This is a genomic window from Porphyromonas somerae DSM 23386, assembly GCF_000372405.1.
Taxonomy (GTDB): domain Bacteria; phylum Bacteroidota; class Bacteroidia; order Bacteroidales; family Porphyromonadaceae; genus Porphyromonas_A; species Porphyromonas_A somerae.
The window spans coordinates 1-18,454 of sequence record NZ_AQVC01000031.1 but is presented as its reverse complement, the minus strand read 5'-3'; the positions used below and the strand labels follow the sequence as shown (position 1 = coordinate 18,454).

13 protein-coding genes are annotated in these 18,454 nt (G+C 51.2%); 8 read left to right on the top strand and 5 right to left on the bottom strand.

The annotated features are described in order from the left end of the window. The first annotated feature begins 153 nt into the window (after positions 1-153). The 8 genes from A3GK_RS0106870 (at position 154) to A3GK_RS0106830 (ending at position 11,471) form a co-directional block, all read left to right on the top strand. Positions 154-2,403 (top strand): TonB-dependent receptor, encoded by a 2,250-nt coding sequence (locus A3GK_RS0106870; RefSeq protein ID WP_040576053.1) that lies wholly within the window; start codon positions 154-156, stop codon positions 2,401-2,403. 730 nt (positions 2,404-3,133) lie between these two features. After that, complete coding sequence (locus tag A3GK_RS0106860; RefSeq protein ID WP_018028731.1) at positions 3,134-4,411, top strand: MFS transporter; 1,278 nt, start codon at positions 3,134-3,136, stop codon at positions 4,409-4,411. Positions 4,412-4,443: 32 nt separating this feature from the next. After that, entirely contained in the window at positions 4,444-5,439 is a 996-nt protein-coding gene (locus A3GK_RS0106855; protein WP_018028730.1) for a glycoside hydrolase family 130 protein, read from the top strand. After that, on the top strand, positions 5,439-6,722 hold the full coding sequence (locus tag A3GK_RS0106850; protein WP_018028729.1) for a peptidase U32 family protein: 1,284 nt from the start codon (positions 5,439-5,441) through the stop codon (positions 6,720-6,722). The genes A3GK_RS0106855 and A3GK_RS0106850 overlap by 1 nt, the downstream gene beginning before the upstream one ends. Next, complete coding sequence (locus A3GK_RS0106845) at positions 6,719-7,138, top strand: acyl-CoA thioesterase (protein ID WP_018028728.1); 420 nt, start codon at positions 6,719-6,721, stop codon at positions 7,136-7,138. Before A3GK_RS0106850 ends, A3GK_RS0106845 begins: the two co-directional genes overlap by 4 nt. Beyond that, positions 7,139-8,269, top strand: coding sequence for a DNA-processing protein DprA (gene dprA / locus A3GK_RS0106840; protein ID WP_018028727.1), 1,131 nt, complete (start codon positions 7,139-7,141; stop codon positions 8,267-8,269). A 4-nt stretch (positions 8,270-8,273) separates the two neighbouring features. Then, complete coding sequence (locus A3GK_RS0106835) at positions 8,274-10,145, top strand: alpha-L-fucosidase (protein ID WP_018028726.1); 1,872 nt, start codon at positions 8,274-8,276, stop codon at positions 10,143-10,145. 27 nt (positions 10,146-10,172) lie between these two features. Then, the gene (locus tag A3GK_RS0106830) at positions 10,173-11,471 is read left to right on the top strand and encodes an NCS2 family permease (RefSeq protein ID WP_018028725.1); all 1,299 of its coding nucleotides are present in this window, start codon (positions 10,173-10,175) and stop codon (positions 11,469-11,471) included. A 343-nt stretch (positions 11,472-11,814) separates the two neighbouring features. Here the strand turns inward: A3GK_RS0106830 and A3GK_RS0106825 are convergent, their stop codons facing one another. The 5 genes from A3GK_RS0106825 to infB form a co-directional block, all read right to left on the bottom strand. Then, positions 11,815-13,143, bottom strand: a complete 1,329-nt coding sequence (locus tag A3GK_RS0106825) for a SufB/SufD family protein (protein ID WP_018028724.1) — start codon at positions 13,141-13,143, stop codon at positions 11,815-11,817. Next, positions 13,140-13,901, bottom strand: coding sequence for a Fe-S cluster assembly ATPase SufC (sufC, locus tag A3GK_RS0106820; RefSeq protein WP_018028723.1), 762 nt, complete (start codon positions 13,899-13,901; stop codon positions 13,140-13,142). The genes A3GK_RS0106825 and sufC overlap by 4 nt, the downstream gene beginning before the upstream one ends. A gap of 48 nt (positions 13,902-13,949) precedes the next feature. Continuing rightward, the gene (gene sufB / locus A3GK_RS0106815; RefSeq protein WP_018028722.1) at positions 13,950-15,392 is read right to left on the bottom strand and encodes a Fe-S cluster assembly protein SufB; all 1,443 of its coding nucleotides are present in this window, start codon (positions 15,390-15,392) and stop codon (positions 13,950-13,952) included. 6 nt (positions 15,393-15,398) lie between these two features. Then, positions 15,399-15,929, bottom strand: coding sequence for a CvpA family protein (locus A3GK_RS0106810; RefSeq protein ID WP_018028721.1), 531 nt, complete (start codon positions 15,927-15,929; stop codon positions 15,399-15,401). 116 nt (positions 15,930-16,045) lie between these two features. Next, positions 16,046-18,454, bottom strand: a 2,409-nt coding sequence (gene infB / locus A3GK_RS0106805) for a translation initiation factor IF-2 (RefSeq protein ID WP_018028720.1), incomplete at its 5' end; no start/stop codon positions are given.

Here is an 18,454-nt window from a genome sequence, read left to right as displayed (position 1 = left end):
ACGGACAATGCCGGCGTAGGGATGCAAATAGACGAGCGACCGCTGAGTGTCGCGCCTCTCTCTTATCTTCAATATCACTCCTTATTTGAGACATAAAAGATATGGCAACAGCTCAAATAAAATGTTTATCAAATACAAAAAGGAGAAAAGATAATGAGAACAACCAAACAATTGAGAGCCACCCTTTCGGGGCTGCTCTTAATGCTATTGCCAGTAGCCACCTCGGCACAAGAGCAGGTGGAGATGACTGGAGATCTGGAGACGGTGGTAGTACTTGGTACTCGCCCTGGTGAAAGGGTTCCGATCACTAAGCAAAAGATAGCGGTAAAGAAGCTACAGCAACAGACCACAGCGTGGGATATTCCCTCCCTTCTGAAGGGCACCCCTTCGCTCGTCACCACCAATGAGAGTGGCGTCTTCGGAGGCTATACCTACTTCACGGTTCGTGGTGTGGATCCCACTCGTGTCAATATCACAGTCAATGGCGTACCAGTGAATGATTCGGAGAGCCAGACCGTCTTCTGGGCCAATATGCCCGACTTCGGTTCGCGTCTGAAGGATATTGTAATTGTCCGCGGAGCTGGTGCCTCCTCTTTCGGTGCCGGTGCCTTTGGTGCAACGATGGATATGCAGAGCGCCGACCCTAGCTCAAAGGCGGGAGGAAGCCTGAGCACCCACTGGGGCTCGTACGGGCTGAACCGCAATAGGGTGGCCCTAGAGAGTGGTCAGCTATCTAGTGGCTGGCGACTCGGTGGCAATCTCTCCCACATTCGTAGCAAAGGCTATGTAGATCGCTCTGGCACCGAGGGGCTATCTTACCTAGCTCAGGCAATGTATCAAGGCAACTACTATAGCTTCCGCCTGATCCACCACCGTGGAATTCAGAAGACAGGAATTGCGTGGAATGGTCTAGAGCCCGACCAAGAGAAAGACTTTGGTCGGCGCTTCAATTCGGCAGGTTGGATGAACCCTGATGAGAAGGATGCCAGCAAACATCAATTCTACGACAACAACGACAACTACGACCAGCAGCATACCTACGCTATCTTCCGCCATTACCCTTTACCCAACCTCAAGTACGACCTCACCCTTCACTATACTAGAGGCAAAGGCTTTACTCACGAGTACCGCACCGGCCGGAAGTTAAGAGAGTATGGTCTATTGCCTGCTTCGGACAAGTCCAAGGGAACGCTGATTAGAGAGAAGTACCTAGACAACCACTTCTTTGGTGGAATATTCAATATCGGTTACTCTCAAGATCATCTCCGCCTATCAGGAGGGTTGGCAGCCAATCGCTACGTTGGCGACCACTATGGATTGATCCCATACGTAGAGGATAAGTCAATTGAGTACACGCCTAATCAGGAGTATTATCGCAACCACTCCACCCGTACCGATGCCTCCATTTACCTAAAGGGGGAGCTGGACCTCTCCTATGAGGTGATGCTCTATGCCGATGTGATGTATCGACACGTCTATGCCGTGATGAACGGATCTACTGATAAGTGGAGCAAGCACGATAATAAGCTGGATCAGCTCGACTACCACTTGCCTTACAACTTCATTCTCCCAAAGGTGGGCATTCAGTATCGCCCCAATTATCGTACTTCTCTCTACCTCTCGCTAGCCACCGCTGGCAAGGAGCCCAATCGCAAGGCCTATACTGAGAGCAAGGAGTACGATGCCAATGGCAATGAGATTATGCCTCGACCCGAGTATATGCTCGACCTAGAGCTAGGGGGCAACTGGAATAATGGGGAGAACCTCAGCCTATTTGCCAATCTCTACGGAATGTACTACAAGGATCAATTGGTGCAAAATGGCAAGGTGAGTGATGTAGGCGAACCACTCCTTATGAATGTACCTAAGAGCTACCGTGCTGGTGCAGAGCTAGGCTTTACCTGGGCGATCACTCCTCAGCTCACGCTATCGGCCAATGGTACCCTCTCCCGCAATAGAGTAGTGGAGATGACACTTGTTGAGGACAATTATACTACCGAGGAAAAAGTAGCAACCCCTCTCAAGGGAACTCCTCTATCTAAGAGCCCAGAGCTACTATTCAATCACTCGCTCACTTGGTCGCCAATTGAACGCCTCTCTTTGGCGCTCAGTGGCAACTATGTAGGCAAGCAGTATCTCGATAATTCGGGCTTTGAGAGCCGCTCTATCCCACACTACTACACAGGTCAATTCATGGCCAACTATCTGCAACCATTCAGAAATGGGCAGACCCTAGCGCTTCAGCTACAGGTGCTCAACCTCTACAATAGTAGCTACGTGACCAATGGCTTTGGCGGGGGCTATGTAGAAGTAGTGGATGGGAAAGTGGAGCATAAGGCATGGGCTACTTACTTCCCTGCCGCACCACTTCACTTCGTAGTAGGTGCTACCCTCACCTTCTAAGCTACGATCCCTAATACATAACTATAAAGGACCTCCTCTCGGGGGTCCTTTTTTATTGTCTTAGCTACAGAGAGAATGTTGCACGAAGTGCCATTCTCGCACATTTGAATCAATTGCACTGAGACTTTGAACGAAGGATGAGATGCAAGGCGCTGAGGGTGAGGGTGCTGGGAGCGTACTCACGTACGTGACCGAGCCCGAATCCCGAAAGCAACATTATGTGCCTTGGCATCCTTACGGAAGCCTAGGCTCAGCAGATCGCCTTCGTGCAACAGTCTCCAGAGATGAATGGCACTTCTTGCAACATTCTCAAGATACATAGACGATACACCACCCCCTCCAAACCCACTTCCACACCGACTTCCCCAGGGGTTACGCATTAGGAGTAAATGTATAAGTTAATGACCCTATAAAATAGGAGGAAGTAGTGGCTCAAAAAGCCCATTTATAATAAACTGATATTCAATACTATATAAAAAAGAAAACTGAGTTGCAACTAAGCGATTGGCGAGTTGCAACTAAGCAATCGGCGAGATGCAACTAAGCATTTGCTTTGTTGCAACTCAACTTTTGCTCTACTTGTATAGAGGTTTTATGGCTGTTCCAAGAATAGCATTTTAGCACTAAATCAGGAGATCCGACCCACAAGGGGGCCAATGATGATAAGGTGAATAGGGAGGAATTTGGTAAGTTTGTATTCTAATAGTAATATTATTGATTAAGTTATCTGATGAGTCAAACGAAAAGTCCTGCGGTGTGGGTGCCGACGGTTTACTTTGCGATGGGGCTTCCGATGGTGTTGCTATCGGATGTATCGCTCTTGATGTTTAAGGACCTCGGGATCCCCGATGGTCGGATTACCTTTTGGGCATCGCTCCTCACTTTGCCGTGGAGCTTGAAACCCCTTTTCAGTCCCGTGATGGAAATCTTTGGCACCAAGAAGCAGTATGTGGTGCTAACTGAGTTGGTGTCGGCAGTGGTATTAGGGCTCATCTTTGCGGGGCTCGGAGTGGAGAACTTCTTTGCGGTGACTATTGTGCTAATGGCACTGATGGCGATTAGTGGCTCCATGCACGACATTGCAGGCGATGGCACCTATATGCAATACCTTAGCCAAAAGCAACAGAGCCAATACATTGGGTGGCAAGGTGCCGCCTACAATATTGCCAAGATCTTTGCCCGTGGTGCTTTGGTCTACCTCGTGGGTAGCCTCTCAAAGGACTACGGAGTGCTGTGGGCCTGGCGTGCCGTCTTTCTACTAGCGGGAGTGATTATGCTTGCGGTAGCGCTTTACCACTTAGCGATACTGCCGGGGAAGATGAAGAATACCGAAGAGAGCAAGGAGACTCGCTCCCTATCCGATGCAATGAAGAGCTTTGTAGAGATATTCGTCAGCTTCTTTGAGAAGAAGCATATATGGTTTTACCTACTCTTTATTCTCCTCTACCGTCTCACGGAGGGACTGGCAATAAAGATTGCACCGCTCTTCCTCAAGGCAGGAGTAGCGGAGGGGGGTATCGGGCTTACCAATGAGCAATTTGGACTCATCTACGGCACGGCAGGTACGGCCGCCTTTATCCTCGGTAGCCTACTGAGTGGCTATTACATTAGTCACTTCGGGCTGCGTAAGGTGCTCTTTTCCCTAGCCTTGATCTTCAACATCCCTTTTGTGGTCTATTTCCTACTCGCTTACTTCCAACCAGAATGGCTCGGGTGGACTACTATAGGGATCACAATGGAGTACTTCGGGTATGGCTTCGGCTTTGTGGGGCTCAACCTCTTTATGATGCAGCAGGTGGCACGTGGACCACACCAGATGGCACACTACGCCATCGGTACTAGTCTGATGAACCTAAGTGTGATGCTCCCTGGCATGGTGAGTGGCTCTATCAGTGACCGTGTGGGTTACGAGCTATTTTTCCTCATCGCGCTAGTGGTAGCCATTCCTGGGCTTATTTGTGCCTATAAAGTGCCCTTTACCTACGATGACGAGGGCAATGAGATATAAGTATAATCACTTTTTAATGAATCAATAGAGATATGGATATAAAGATTGAAGGGCCTGCGATGCCCAATATGCCGTGGGAAGATAGACCAAAGGGGTCAAAGGAGGTACTCTGGCGCTATAGCCAAAACCCGGTGATCGGTCGTTACGAGACACCTCACAGCAATAGCATATTCAATAGTGCCGTGGTGCCATACAAGGATGGCTTTGCTGGGGTATTTAGAGTGGATGATAAGAACCGCCGTATGCGTCTGCACGTAGGCTTCAGTAAGGATGGTATCAAGTGGGATATCCGCCCTGAGAAGATCGAATTCACCTGCCCCGACCCTGAGATCGGTGAGTGGGTTTATGGCTACGACCCACGTGTGGTAGAGATGGAGGGCAAGTATTATGTCACCTGGTGCAATGGCTATCATGGGCCTACGATTGGAGTGGCGTGGACGGAGGACTTTGAAATTTTCCATCAGCTAGAGAATGCCTACCTTCCTTTCAATAGGAATGGCGTGCTCTTCCCTCGTAAGATCAATGGCAACTACGCGATGCTCTCTCGTCCGAGCGACAATGGACATACCGCTTTCGGCGATATCTTCTATAGCGAGTCTCCTGATATGGTATTCTGGGGTAAGCACCGCCACGTAATGGCGCCAGCACCCTTCGAGGTGAGTGCTTGGCAATGCCTCAAGGTGGGTGCCGGACCTATCCCTATCGAGACTAGCGAGGGGTGGCTGATGATCTACCACGGAGTACTGAGGAGCTGCAATGGGTATGTCTATGCCTTTGGTAGTGCACTGCTAGATAAGGAGCAGCCTTGGAAGATGATTGCCCGCAGTGGGGAGTATCTGATCAGCCCCCTTGAGCAGTATGAGTGCATGGGCGATGTACCTAATGTTACCTTCCCTTGTGCAGCGATCCACGATGCGGAGACTGGCCGAATTGCTATCTACTACGGCTGTGCCGATAGCGTAACGGGGCTAGCCTTTGGCTACATTGATGAGATCATCAAGTTTACCAAGGAGACAAATATCCTCTGATGATACAGAAAGGACTCAGTCGCAAAGACTTTGAGATTATGGCACCTGTAGGCAGCTGGGAGTCGCTCCACGCTGCACTACAAGGGGGTGCCGATGCCGTTTACTTCGGCATCGAAGGGCTCAATATGCGGGCAAGGAGTGCCAAGACCTTCGACACCCACGATATGGAGGAGATCGTAAAGCTCTGCGACGAAAAGGGGGTGAAGAGTTATCTTACGGTCAATACCATCATCTACGATGGTGATATGGAGTTACTCCACGAGATTGTAGACTCCGCCAAAGCGGCTGGCATATCGGCCATCATCGCGAGCGATATTGCGGCGATGAGCTACGCCTTTGACCAAGGGGTAGAGGTGCATCTCTCTACGCAGCTCAATATCACCAATGTGGAGGCACTCCGCTTCTACGCCCGCTTTGCCGACGTGGTGGTGCTGGCACGAGAGCTCAATCTAGACCAGGTGGATCGCATCCACCAAGCCATTGTGGAGGAGAATATCCGAGGGCCAAGGGGCGAACTGGTACGGATAGAGATGTTTGCCCACGGCGCTCTCTGCATGGCGGTAAGTGGCAAGTGCTACCTCAGCCTGCACGAGATGAATAGCAGTGCCAATCGCGGGGCGTGCAACCAGATCTGTCGACGCAGCTACCTAGTCAAGGATACCACAAGTGATATGGAGCTGGAGGTGGAGAACCAATATATTATGTCGCCAAAAGACCTCAAGACCATCCACTTTATGAATAAGATGATGGACGCTGGGGTGCGTGTCTTTAAGATAGAGGGGCGTGCCAGGGGACCCGAGTATGTACGGACGGTCTGCGAGTGCTACAATGAGGCGATTCTAGCCCACCTCGATGGGAGCTACACCGAGGAGAAGATACGGGATTGGGACGAGCGACTCGCCACCGTCTTCAATCGTGGCTTTTGGGACGGCTACTACCTCGGCCAGCGATTGGGCGAGTGGACACACAAGTACGGCTCTTCTGCCACAAGGGTCAAGACGCATGTCGGTCGGGTGATCAAGTACTTCTCCAAGCTCGGCGTAGCAGAATTGGAGCTCGAGAGTGGGCTTATCAAAGAGGGCGAGGAGCTCCTCATCACAGGACCCACTACAGGAGCCGTCTTCTTCCCTGCCAATGAGATGCGGGTAGCCGATAGCATCGCCTCTGAGGTTACAGAAAAAGGCATTCGCTTTAGCGTCAAGGTGCCCGAAAAGGTACGTCCAGGCGACCGCCTTTATGTGATGAGAATGGTTGAAGAGAAAGGAAAAAGCAAGTTTTTATGAGCCAACTGCCAGATAAGAAGTACCTCTATCTCATTGAGATGAAGGTGAGAGACTACGAGTGCGACCTCCAAGGAGTGGTCAATAACGCCAACTACCAGCGCTATATGGAGCATGCGAGGCACGAATTTCTCGAGAGCCTCGGCGATAACTTCGGACGGATGCACGACCTCGGCTACGACGCCTTTGTTGCGAGAGTGGAGATCGACTACAAGGTCTCCCTCAAGAGTGGTGACCGCTTTTGGGTAGGCCTCAATGTGCATCGCGAGGGCGTGCGACTTGTCTTTGACCAAGATGTCATTCGCCTTTCGGATAAAAAGATAGCCGCCGTGGGCAAGATCTCGGCTGTGCTGGTGCAGGACGGGAAATTGACACGAGGCGAATACTTTGACCAACTCCTAGCTAATATCCAGCCTTAAATGGAAAGCTCCCTGCAGTTTTCTTCCGAGCAGTTGGCTCTCCTACAGCTTAGTCTCACGGAGGGGATAGGACCTGTCACCGCCAAAGCCCTTATCGAGGAAATGGGTTCGGCAGAAGCGGTGATGGCAGCCACCCCTGCGGAGCTGATGCAGCACCCCAATATCCGACCAAAGCTAGCACAATTGCTACTCTCGGGTAATGGGGCAGAGCTAGCGAAGAGAGAATTGGAGATACTGGAGGAGCTACAAAAGCGTGGGCGACCACTCAAGCTCTACTTTTTTGGCGATGAGGAGTACCCGCCCTTCTTGGCTCAGTGCTTCGATGCCCCGTTAGTGCTTTACGTAAAAGGGCAAATCCCCTCAGGCCCGATGATAAGCTTTGTCGGCACCCGACGCAATACCCACTACTCACTTGATGTGCTCGAATACCTTATGGAGGGGATTGCTGCACTACGCCCCGATATCACCATTGTGAGTGGACTCGCCTACGGTGTGGATAAACTGTCGCACCAAGCGGCTCTGAAATATGGGCTTAAGAGCATCGGCGTGGTGGCACATGGGCACTACACCCTCTACCCTAGCTCACACCGCGACCTCGCCGAGCAGATGATCGCCACGGGTGGTGGCGTGGTCACCGAATACCCTTACCGCACTCGCGCTCTACCCCAGCGTTTTGTGCAACGCAATCGGATTGTCGCTGGTCTCTCCCTCGGCACCGTAGTCGTAGAGAGTGCCGAGCGAGGTGGTTCACTCATCACCGCCAACATCGCCTTTGACTACGGCCGCTCGGTACTTGTTGCTCCTGGCCGAATCTTTGACCCCGCCTCAAAAGGGTGCAACAAACTAGTTGCCCACCAAAAAGCAAGCATCATCACCACCCCCGATAAGCTCCTAGACGAGCTCCACCTACTCCCCACACTCAAGCCCCAAAGGCTTCCCTTTGAAGAGGAGCAGGAGGAGAGCAACCCAATACTCAAGGCCCTACGCACCGCCGACCACCTCACCCTCGAAGACCTTGCATTGCAGCTAGGAGAAGAGGTGCCAACCATCTCTGGAATGCTCTTTGAGCTTGAATTGAATGGACAAATCCACTCACTCCCAGGAGGGAGATACTGCATCAAAAACCATTAAGACCATGAAAAGACTCTACCAACTCTTACTCTCACTTTTAGTAGCCCTTACCGCCTCAGCACAAAGCAACGATTGGTACGGCGATAAGTACTCCCTCTTTGTACATTATGGGCTCTACTCCATCCCTGGTGGCGTCTTTCAGGGAGAGCCGGTCACGAAAGGTTATTCGGAGCAAATCCTCACCTTCGGCATCGGCTTTAGCGACTGGTATGAAGCCTACACTCAACAACTTGATGCGGCAAAGTTTGATGCCCAAGAGATCGTCGCTTTGGCACAGAAGGGCGGTATGCGGAGTGTGGTAATGACCAGTAAGCACCACGATGGCTTCTGCCTTTTCGATACCGAGACCACCGACTACAATGTGATGAACACCCCTGCCAAGAGGGATCTCATCGGCGAGCTAGCAGAGGCGTGCCACCAAGCCGGCATCGGCTTCGGCATCTACTTCTCACTCATCGATTGGCACTACCCCTATGCGGTGCCCTTCACTTCGCACAATGCCGACCCCATCACTCCACCACACCACCAATACAATATGGCTCAGGTGCGGGAGCTACTCACCAAGTATGGGCGAGTAGATGAGCTCTGGTTTGATATGGGAAGCCTCACCACTGAGCAAAGTGCCGAGCTCTATGCCCTCGTACATCAGCTACAGCCCGACTGTATGGTGAGCGGACGTCTCGGCAATGACTACGCCGACTTCTGCGTGATGGCGGACAATGAATACCCCGACTATTTGATGGCGATGCCGTGGCAAACAGCCGCCTCTATCTTTGATGAGACATGGGGTTACCGATCGTGGCAAGAGAGGGGATCGGTAGAGGCGAAGGTGCAAGAGAAACTCGATGCACTGCTCAAGGTGGTTGCCTATGGTGGCAAGTACCTACTCAATATCGGACCGAAGGGCGACGGCTCTATCGTTCCTTTTGAGGCGGAGGTGATCCAGCGGATTGGCGAGGAGTTAGCCCCCTTTAAGGAAGCGATCTATCAGACCCATCCTGCCGCAACGGCCAACCAACTCGCCACACTAAGTGCCGATAGAAGCCATAAGTTTATCTTTCAGAAGAAAGGAACTCCCGCCCCTAAGGGTGCTCAGCTCATCGCCAGCAACACCTACTATCATCTCTACAAAACCAAGTATAGAGCACCAAAGCAAGAAGTAACTAAGGGGGCACTCACACCGCTCAATGCGGCACCGCTATTTGCCCACTCCTCGGCAGATTACTATGCTAGTTTCCAAAGCATCGTAGGCTATCAGTGGAGCGTTCCTCGTGCCAAGAGCTACACCCTCACCTATACCGACAAGGAGGTAGGGAGGGAGATTCTGCTCAATGGCAAGCCCCTAACCCTACATCCCGAACGGAGTAGCACAATACCGACCCCACCATACCAATGGGGTCCACTCGAAGAGGCACCTCAGAGAGGACGGATGGCGACTATCGCCAACAACCCAGAGTGGATCCCATCGCAAGCCGATTTACGACAAGGGGTCACGCTTCCTATGGGCTTCAGTTCAGGACGATTATTCCGGCAAGCGATCACAGTAGATAAGGCAACCGAGTTGCCCCTCACCCTCACCTACACCGATGGCATCCTCCTTTACCTCAATGGCGAATACATTGATGGTGCACTCCACCGAGAGGAGGGCAATGCCACGCTCCAGCTACTATTGCCTCTCCGAAAAGGGGAGAACCAAATCACGATTAAGCTCTATAATCGGTGGGCAAAAGCATCACACCTTCAGCTAGAGATCCCCACCACGTGGGTCGAGCACCAGCAACAGATCCGCCTACCCAAGGGCGAAGTAACACTCACTAAGCTATGGCAGGTGCCCCTCGCATCTCCTGCACATCTTTCAACACTCCGATTAAAATAGCATAACTACATAGACGTCACTACAGAGATGCAAAAACTTTATCAATGGTTGGGCTTCGACCCAAAGAAATACCACCTCAAGACCGAGATGATGGCAGGGCTTACCACCTTCCTCACCATGAGCTATATCCTAGCGGTCAATCCAGATATACTAAGTGCCGCTGGGATGGATCGAGGAGCCGTCTTCACCGCCACTGCACTCGCTTCGGCAGTCGGCACCCTCTTGATCGCCTTTATGGCAAAGCTCCCATTTGCCCAAGCCCCAAGTATGGGTATCAACGCCTTCTTTGCCTTTACATTGGTACAAGCGATGGGCTATAGTTGGGAAGCCGCCTTGGCAGCGATCTTCGTGGAGGGTATCATCTTTATCCTCCTCACGCTCTTCAATATACGAGAGCAGATCGTGAAGTGTGTCCCTATCAATCTACGCTTCGCCATCTCCAGTGGTATCGGAATGTTTATCGCCTTTATCGGGTTGAAGAATGCGGGAATCATCGTGAGCGACCCCGCCACGTTCGTTGCCCTCGGAGAGTTCACCCCTACCGCCCTTCTCGCTATGATGGGAATCATCCTCAGCGGAGTGTTGATGGTACTGAGGGTCAAAGGCGCTCTCTTCTACAGCATTATCATCATCACCATTGTCGGTATACCGATGGGGGTTACCCACGTGCCCTCCGGCTTTTCGGTTATCTCAATGCCCCAATCCCTAGAGCCCACCTTCCTAAAGCTCGACTTCCACGCGATCTTTAATGCAGATATGGCACTCACCATCTTTGCCTTGGTCTTTATGGATATATTCAATACCATGGGCACTCTCATAGGAGCGGCAGCCAATACCGAGATGATGGATAAGCAGGGGAATGTCAAGAACATAAAGCAGGCAATGATGGCCGATGCCATCGCCACCTCCACAGGTGCACTCTTCGGTACCTCTACCGTCACCACCTTCGTGGAGAGTGCCTCCGGTATTGCCGAAGGGGGTAGAACAGGGCTCACCGCCTTAGTGACCGCACTCCTCTTTGTGCTAGCACTCTTCTTCTCCCCACTCTTCCTCATCATCCCTTCCGCTGCTACCACAGGGGCACTAGTGATGGTAGGGGTGCTGATGCTGAGCTCCGTGAGAGATATCAACCTCTCCGACCTTTCCGAGGCACTCCCCTGCTTCATCACCATGCTCACTATGGTGCTCACCTACAACATTGCAGAGGGAATGGCACTCGGTATGATCAGCTTCACCCTAGTAAAGCTTTTCAGCGGCCAATACAAACAACTCAATTGGACCCTCGTCATCGTCACCATCCTCCTCATGATCCGCTACGCCCTCTAGCCAAAAGGGGGCGAAGATTTGGAACCCTCCAAATAGTCTCAAAACGCCTTGTAGGAGGAGAGCAAAAACTGAGATGCAACTAAGCAATCGGTTAGTTGCAACTAAGCAAACGGCGAGATGCAACAAAGCAAATGCTTAGTTGCATCTCATTTTTCGTTCTTATAACCATTTGATTTCTAAGACGATACAGATGGGTCGAAAGAGAGTATCCAAGGTGGCCTCCAAAAATATGCTTGAGTGGTCAAACTAGGCTCATATCTCCGATTTGAATGAGCCAGTTCCGATAAAAAAATCCCCGCTGATCCGTAGGGTCAACGGGGATATTATCTATTTCGGGAAACGGTTATTGGCAGGAGGCAGGTAGGCCTCTATACCGCTTGTCAATGGTATTGATGAGTCGCTCACGCAGAGGGAGGTAACTAATCTTTTCTAGCACATCGCTCATAAAGGCGGCGGTGAGCATCAGCTTGGCCTCCATCAATGGGATTCCTCTCTGACGCATATAGAAGATTGCCTGCTCGTTGAGCTCACCAGTGGTCATACCATGCGAACACTTCACATCATCGGCATAGATTTCTAGCTGTGGCTTGGAAAACATCTTCGCCTGCTCCGAAAGAAGGAGGTTGCGGTTATTTTGATACGCCTCGGTCTTCTGAGCATCAGGAGCAACGTAGATCCTACCACAGAAAGAGCCAATGGAGGTATCATTCATGGTGTACTTAAAGAGTTGGTCGGAGTGGCAATTGGGACTGCTATGGCGTATAAAGCACCAGTTGTCTAGTCGCTTAGCATCGTCAAGCACGCCCAAACCATCGAGGTCGATAGAGGCTCGTTCGCCTATGAGGTCGCAAAAGAAGTTGTTGCGCGTTGCTCCGTTTTGCACCGTGACATTATCCACAATCACTGTACTATCCTCAGCTTGCTGGATATGGGTCTCCATAACACGCAGGCTGTGGGTACTACTCTCCTCGATATTGAAGTAGCTAAACTTGGCCCCTCGATCCACATAGATCTCAATGGCACCGATATAGCCAGTCGCCTCCTCGTGTTTTCCATGGTCGCAGAAAAGCAGTGTAGCTTCGCTCTCCGCCTCGGCAATCACAAGGATACGAGGGAAGGTAAGTGTCTGCCCCTGGTCTTTAGAAGAAGAAGGATAATGAATAAGGTGCAGAGGGGAGGGCAAGTGTACTCCCTCTGGGATATAGTAGACAAATAGGTCCTCATTATAGAGGCTATTGAGCTGGGTGAGACGTGCCTCTTTGGTAGAGGGCATCTGATTATAATATCGCTCCGCCACCTCAGGGTATTTGCTAGCGAACTCAGTGATCGAGCCAGCGAAGTAACCCTGACTCTCTGCCGAAGGTGCCACTTTGCCACCAATCAAATAGGCTTGCACCACATCGGGATAGGTAAGTCGGCAAGCATAAGCCTTTGCTTCGGCCTCAGTAAGGCGTGGGGCGGAAGAGAGTTGCCACTCCTTGGAGAGCCACTCATCAATCTTGAAATACTGGTAGTCCTCCTCACGGTAGATAGGTAGCCCTCGCTCCTGAAGGTACTCCCTAGCGGCTGCTCGATCACGCTCTAGGAGCGGATGCGTGGGGGCAGGCTGGTACTGACTGAGGAAGTGCTGAGCGAGTGCCAGCTGTGCTTCCTTTCTCTTACTCTTTTTCATTCTGCCTCCTTCTCTTGCTCTTCTCTAATCCAGTCATAGCCTCGCTCCTCTAGCTCTAGGGCAAGCTCGGGGCCACCTGTCTTCACGATACGGCCATCGAGTAGCACGTGTACGATATCGGGCTTGATAAAGTCGAGTAGCCTCTGGTAGTGAGTAATCACTATCGCTGCCGTCTCGGGTGAACGAAGGGTATTGACTCCGTGTGCTACAATCTTCAGTGCGTCGATGTCTAGGCCCGAATCGGTCTCATCCAAGATAGAGAGAGCAGGCTGTAGCACAGCCATCTGGAATATCTCGTTACGCTTTTTCTCACCGCCCGAGAAGCCAACATTCACGGCACGCCCCGTGAGCTCGCTATTGAGCTCCACTAGCTTTTGCTTCTCCTTGATCAGTTTGAGGAATTCCGAGGCACTCATAGGGTGCTCCCCGCGTGCTACTCTCTTGGAATTCACTGCGGTGCGAAGGAAGTTAATCATACTGACCCCAGGGATCTCCACTGGGTATTGGAAACTCATAAAGATGCCCTCCTGTGCACGCTCCTCTGGCTCCATCTCAAGGAGGTTGTGGCCATTGTAGAGCACCGAACCACCAGTTACCTCATAGCGAGGATGACCCGTGAGCACATTGGAGAGGGTACTCTTCCCTGCTCCATTAGGTCCCATTATAGCGTGTACTTCTCCAGCATTTACGGTGAGGTTGACCCCCTTCAAAATGGTCTTATCCTCAATCCTAGCATGTAGATCCTTTATCTGTAACATATATATCTCTTATTTTCTAGCAAACTTTAATTATCCTCTTCACTTCACTTAACCCACCGAGCCCTCGAGGGAGATCGATAGGAGCTTTTGTGCCTCTACGGCAAACTCCATCGGCAGGTTATTCATCACCTCCTTGGCATATCCATTGATGATAAGCCCCACCGCCTCTTCGGTAGGGATGCCCCTTTGATTGCAATAAAAGAGCTGATCCTCTGAAATCTTGGAGGTAGTCGCCTCGTGCTCAATGATACTGGTAGGATTATGCACCTCGGCATAAGGAAAGGTATGTGCCCCGCACTTATCCCCTATCAAGAGGCTATCACACTGCGAGTGGTTGCGAGCATTCTGTGCACCGCTACTCACCTTGACCAGTCCTCGATAACTATTCTCGCTTCTGCCTGCCGAGATACCCTTAGATACAATACGGCTACGGGTATTCTTACCGAGGTGTATCATCTTGGTGCCGGTATCGGCTTGCTGGAAGTTATTGGTCACCGCCACGGAATAAAACTCCCCCACCGAGTCATCACCCTGCAGAATACAGCTAGGATATTTCCATGTAATGGCCGAACCGGTCTCTACCTGTGTCCAAGAAATCTTGGAGCGGTCGCCACGGCAAATGCCTCGCTTCGTAACGAAGTTGTAGATACCTCCCTTACCCTCCTTATCGCCAGGGTACCAGTTTTGTACTGTAGAGTACTTCACCTCGGCATCGGTCTCGGCAATGATCTCCACCACCGCAGCGTGCAACTGATTATCGTCGCGCATGGGAGCGGTACACCCCTCTAGGTAGCTAACGTAAGCCCCCTCGTCGGCGACGATCAAAGTACGTTCAAACTGACCGGTGTTCATCGCATTGATACGGAAGTAGGTGCTCAGCTCCATTGGGCAACGCACTCCTTTAGGGATATAGACGAAAGAACCATCGGAGAATACTGCAGCATTGAGTGCCGCAAAGAAGTTGTCGCGATAGCCGACTACGGTACCTAGATACTTTTTGATCAGCTCGGGATACTCCTTGAGGGCTTCGCTAAAGGACATGAAGATGATCCCTTTCTCTGCCAGAGTCTCCTTGAATGTAGTCTTTACTGAGGAGCTATCCACTACCGCATCCACGGCATAGCCAGCAAGCGCTTTACGCTCATTTACGGGGATGCCTAGCTTCTCAAAGGTACGCTCTAGCTCAGGATCCATCTCCTCATCATGGCTTTTGCGTGCCCTGGGCTGAGCAAAGTAGATCACCTCCTGAAAGTCTATCTCAGGGATATCTAGGTGTGCCCAATCGGGTTGCTCCATGGTAAGCCAGTGGCGATAAGCATCGAGACGCCGCTCCAGCATCCACTCGGGCTCTCCCTTCTTTTCTGAAATCAGGCGAATCGTCTCCTCGGATAATCCCTTAGGGATATACTCCGTCTCGACATCGGTAGTCCAACCATATTCATAGTCGGACTGCGTCACCTTGTCTATTATATCATCAAAATGTTCGCTCATATATTATTATATCGTGTCGGCGGGAGTTGCCTCCTTCGCCTTAGGTGTTAGATGTTGATTCACTTCCTTTTGGATTAACAGCCGTGTGGGGAGAATTGTTTCCCCAAACCGCACTATTTCGGGTGCGATAGTGGATTGTTGGGGCACACCACCCCAGCCATACCGTGGACTGAGGGCCGAATAGCAATTGAGCATCACCACCAGTGCCATGGTGGTGACAAGTAGTGAAAGTAGTGCCCCAGCCACCTTATTGAATATCCCTAGTGCCACGCCGACGCCTTTAAAGAAAAACTTAAGGAGCAGGCGACTCAGGAGTTGTACCACCAGGAAAGCGATGAGCCACGTAATCCAGCCCATAGTTAGGGTCACCCCCTTTGCAGCAAACAGGTCAATAAGTACTTGAGAAGCAGGGTCGGCAAGTAACCACGCCAATACCCAGCTCCCCAATTGAATCGCTTGCGACATAAAACCGCTCCTATAACCCCTCAGGATAGCTATCCCAAGAAGAAATAGGAGCGTAATATCCAACCAATGCATATCTTTCGATTTCTCTAGTTGTCCACTTCTGAGCTAGTATGTTACTTGCTCGTAAAAAGATAGATGAGGAGTGCTCAGTGCGTCTCCCTCATGTGGAGAGAGGAGCTACCTCTGTATTAGGAGAGCTTACGCTCTACCTCCATCTCCTCGTAGGCCTCAATGATATCTCCGACCTGTACGTCGTTGTAATTCTCTATATTAAGTCCGCACTCTAGGCCAGCGACCACCTCCTTGGCATCGTCTTTGAAGCGCTTGAGCGACCCGAGGGCACCAGTGTGTACCACCACACCATCGCGAATTACACGCACCTTATCGGTACGAGACACCTTGCCCTCCACCACATAGCATCCAGCAATGGTACCCACCTTGGATACCTTGAAGGTCTCACGCACCTCGATATTGGCAGTGACACGCTCCTTGATCTCAGGCGAAAGCATACCCTCCATAGCGGTGGTGACATCATCAATCGCATCGTAGATGATAGAGTAGGTACGGATCTCTACCCCCTCAGCCTCAGCCAACTTCTTAGCCCCTTGTGCAGGACGCACCTGGAAGCCGATGATGATAGCGTCTGAAGCCGAAGCGAGGATCACATCACTCTCAGAGATCTGTCCGATGCCCTTGTGAATGACATTCACCTTGATCTCATCGGTAGAGAGCTTCACAATAGAGTCCGAAAGTGCCTCTACCGAACCATCCATATCACCCTTGACGATGATATTGAGCTCCTGGACATTACCCTCGGCAATACGACGGCTCAGATCCATTAGCGATGGCAAGTGCTGCGTCCGCTCTCTCTGCTCACGTTTGAGCTGACTACGGCGAGTAGCTATCTCCCTAGCCTCCTGTTCGGTATCTAGCACATTCATGATCTCACCCGCCTGAGTAGCACCATTGAGTCCGAGCACCTTTACTGGCTCAGCAGGGCCCACCGACTCTACATTCTTTCCACGCTCATTGAAGAGTGCCTTGACCCTACCAAAGTTGGAACCAGCCAAGATATGATCCCCCACATGGAGAGTTCCCTCTTGTACCAGCACCTTGGTGGTGTAGCCACGGCCTTGCTCCATAGTACTCTCCAGCACCGAAGCGACTGCCTTTTTGTTTGGATTGGCCTTAAGGTCCATCATCTCCGCCTCAAGCAATACCTTTTCGAGTAGCTCTTGGATACCAATATTCTTCTTTGCAGAAATCTCTTGGCTCTGATACTTACCACCCCAATCCTCTACGAGGTAATTGAGATTGGCCAACTCCTCCTTAATCTTATCAGGATTAGCGTGTGGCTTATCAATCTTATTGATCGCAAAAATGATTGGAGTGCCGGCAAGTGACGCGTGGCTCAAAGCCTCCTTTGTCTGTGGCATCACACCATCATCCGCTGCCACTACGATGATCACGATATCGGTTACCTTGGCACCTCTCGCACGCATGGCGGTAAAGGCCTCGTGCCCTGGAGTATCTAGCAGGGTAATCTTGCGACCATCCTCGAGGGTAACGCTATACGCACCGATGTGCTGCGTAATTCCTCCCGCCTCCGTCTTAATCACGTCGGCATTGCGGATAGCATCCAATAGAGACGTCTTACCATGGTCTACGTGACCCATCACCGTTACGATCGGAGCACGTGGCTTCAGATCCTCCTCAGAGTCCTCTTCCGTCTCAATCATATCTAGCACCTGAGCCTCTACGTACTCAGGTGTATATCCATACTCATCAAGGATGAGGTCAATGGTATCCTTCTCTAGTCGCTGATTGATAGAGACCATCATACCAAGGTTGAAGCAGAGCATGATGATATCATTAACAGGGATATCGATCATCTGTGCCAAGTCATTGGCGGTTACATACTCAGTGAGCTGTAGTGTCTTATCCTCTTGTAGTGCCTGCTCCTCGGCATCAATCTCACGACGGTGTGCTTCACGCTTCTCCTTGCGATACTTAGCAGCTTGGTTGGTAGACTTCCGTCGTCCACCTTGGATAGCCGCCATTGTCTCTCTGATCTGCTTCTGGATATCCTCCTGTGTAATCTCAGGCTTCTCCTCTTGCTTAGCTTTGCGCTTGGCTTTGCGTCCTTGCTTTTGCTGAGCCTTATTGTTATTATTGTTGCGGTTGTTACCTTGCTGAGCTCCACCTTGGGCACCTTGTCCCTTATTAGTAGCGCCTTGCTTAGCCTTGCCTCCTTCGCGGCCTTGTTGCTTCTTACCTTCCTGCTCAACATTGACCTTACCACCGCGGATGCGCTTACGCTTCCTTTGCGACGACTTCTTCTTCTCATCAAATGAAGAGAGGTCAATCTTACCCACTACCTTAATCTCCACCTCAGGAGTCGTGAGCAACTTCACGTTGTCATCTTTTGGCTCATCGGCTTTATCAGATATAGCCTCGGGCGCCTCCTTCTTAGGGGTCTCAGCCTTAGGAGCCTCGGTCTTAGGAGCTTCCTTCTTAGGAGCATCAGCCTTGGGAGCTTCCTTCTTAGGAGCCTCAGCCTTGGGAGCCTCCTTCTTAGGAGCATCAGCCTTGGGAGC